The organism is Polaromonas sp. P1_G4, from assembly GCF_056405475.1.
This window is the reverse complement of record NZ_JBFUCA010000600.1, coordinates 1-2,301: the sequence shown is the minus strand read 5'-3', so window position 1 is coordinate 2,301 and position 2,301 is coordinate 1. Positions and strand designations below refer to the sequence as shown.

Below are 2,301 nucleotides of genomic sequence, written 5' to 3'. Positions count from 1 at the left end.
GTTTCCCAACAACCATCTGACCCGACACCCCGCAGGAAGGCACCCGTGATGAAAATTCAGATGAGCGTGGATGGCATCGTCATTGCGACGGCAACACTTGACAGCAATGACAGCGCCAGAGATTTTGCGGCACTGCTTCCGCTGAACCTTGTGTTGAAAGACTACGCGGCCACGGAAAAAGTCGCTGATTTGCCGCGTGCGCTGTCAACGAAGGGTGCGCCGGTGGGGCACAAGCCCTCCACCGGCGATATCGGTTATTACGCTCCGTGGGGCAATCTGGCGATTTATCACAAGGACTTCGCTTTTTCAGACGGCTTGGTTCGGCTCGGGCGGCTTGATTCAGGGCTGGACGCCATGCGGCGCCCCGGCCCCGTGGCGGTGAGGGTTGAACACGCTCCTCCATGACGCTGCACGGCGCAACGTGTCGGGCCGTGTGCATCAGGCCGATGATGTTGGCGAAAACGAAAAAGCCCGCAGTTGCGGGCTTTTTTCCGTACGGCGTTCCGGCATGGGTGCCGGACGCCTGTGGCTCAGGCAGCCAGTGCGGCTTTTTCCTGGTTGGCTGGCTTTTGCGTGTGGGTCACGATTTCAATCTGCGCGGCTTCCAGTGCTGCGGCCTTGGCGGCTTCGCCCATGGCCAGGCCTTCGGCGCGCACAAAACGCACGTCGGTGATGCCGAAGAAGCCGAACASCACTTTCAGGTAGCTCTCCTGGTGTTCCAGGGCTGTCATCGCGTCGCTGGTTGAATACACACCGCCGCGGGCGGACGCCACGATCACCGTCTTGCCGCCGGCCAGGCCCACAGGGCCTTTGTCGGTGTACTTGAAGGTGCGGCCGACTTGCGCAACGCGGTCGATCCAGGCCTTGAGCTGGGTGGGAATCGCGAAGTTGTAGAGCGGTGCACCCACAACGATCACGTCAGCGGCCAGGAATTGCGACACCAGCGCTTCAGACACGGCGTTTTCGCGCTTTTGCACGTCGCTCAGGGCCGTGCCGGCAGGCATGCGGAAACCCAGCGATTCGGCGGAGAGGTGGGAAGGTGTGTCGGCGGCCAGGTCGAGGTAGCTGACTTCGGTGGCGGGGTTGGCGGTGCGCCATGAGGCCACGATCTGGGCCGTGAGCTGGCGGGAAACCGAGTTGCCGCCAAGGATGCTGGAGTCGATGTGAAGAAGTTTGGTCATGGTGAATTCCTTGAATGAAGTGATTGATCGGGTGGGATAAACCGGTTTTCAGGCCGTGTTCACCTTGAACCGCAGCCATGGGATAGATTGTGCGGATGAGTCGAGTGTTTGATAAGTTGGCAAAAATGTGACTTATCGTTCTACTCGTGAGACAATAAACGCCGCAAAATCACAAAATTCCTTCAAACCGGCGCCATCGCGCGCGGTGCAAGGCGAGCAAAAGGCGGCGAAAGGACTTTTCCCATGCAAGACCTCAATGACATGCTGTATTTCGCCGAAGTGGTGGAGCGGGGCGGCTTTGCCGCCGCCGGGCGGGCGCTGGGGCTGCCCAAGTCGCGCCTGTCGCGCCGCGTGGCTGAGCTGGAGGCGCGGCTGGGCGCGCGGCTGCTGCAGCGCACCACCCGCAAGCTTTCATTGACTGAGGTCGGCGAGATTTACCTGCGCCACTGCATCGCCATGCGCGACGAGGCCATGGCGGCGTCTGAAGCCGTGGCGCAAATGCAGGTCGAGCCACGCGGCACGCTGCGCATCACCTGCCCGGTCACGCTGGCGCAAAGCACGGTGGGCTACCTGGTGCCGCGCTACATGGCGCTTCACCCTCATGTGAAAGTCGACATGCGCGTGACCAACCGGGTGATTGACCTGGTGGAAGAAGGCATCGACATTGCCCTGCGCGTGCGGCCCACGCTGGAAGACAGCGGCAGCCTGGTCGTGAAAAACCTGGGCGCCGGCTCCGGGCGCCTGCTGGCCAGCCCGGATTTGCTGAGGCGGCAGGGCACGCCTGAAAAACCGGAAGACCTGCACAAGCTGGACACCGTCGCCATGTCCTGGGTGGATGGCCGGGCGTCGTGGACGCTGATGGGCCCCGAGGGAAAGGAGTTTGTGCTGCAGCACCAGCCGCGTTATGTGGCCGACGACCTGCAAACCCTGAAGCTGGCCGTGCTGGCCGGCACCGGCATGAGCTTTTTGCCAGAATCCCTGAGCGCGGTGGAGCAGCAGGCGCAGTTGCTGGTGCCTGTGCTGCCCGGCTGGGCGCTTCGCCCCGGCGTGGCGCATGCGGTGTTCACTTCGCGGCGCGGACAGATTCCGGCGGTGCGCAGCTTTCTGGACTTCCTGGGGG

Annotated in this window: 3 protein-coding genes; 2 read left to right on the top strand and 1 reads right to left on the bottom strand. The window is 62.6% G+C overall.

From position 1 onward, the window contains the following. The coding region (locus AC1D1X_RS21065; protein WP_477699090.1) for a cyclophilin-like fold protein at nucleotides 1-405 on the top strand (405 nt) is incomplete at its 5' end. 125 nt (nucleotides 406-530) lie between these two features. On the opposite strand, the gene AC1D1X_RS21060 is transcribed toward AC1D1X_RS21065, so the two are convergent. Continuing rightward, nucleotides 531-1,181: an FMN-dependent NADH-azoreductase gene (locus AC1D1X_RS21060; RefSeq protein WP_477699089.1), complete on the bottom strand. Its 651-nt coding sequence runs from the start codon at nucleotides 1,179-1,181 to the stop codon at nucleotides 531-533. A gap of 243 nt (nucleotides 1,182-1,424) precedes the next feature. Here AC1D1X_RS21060 and AC1D1X_RS21055 point away from each other — a divergent pair. Then, a partial coding sequence (locus AC1D1X_RS21055; protein WP_477699088.1) for a LysR substrate-binding domain-containing protein occupies nucleotides 1,425-2,301 on the top strand: 877 nt, incomplete at its 3' end.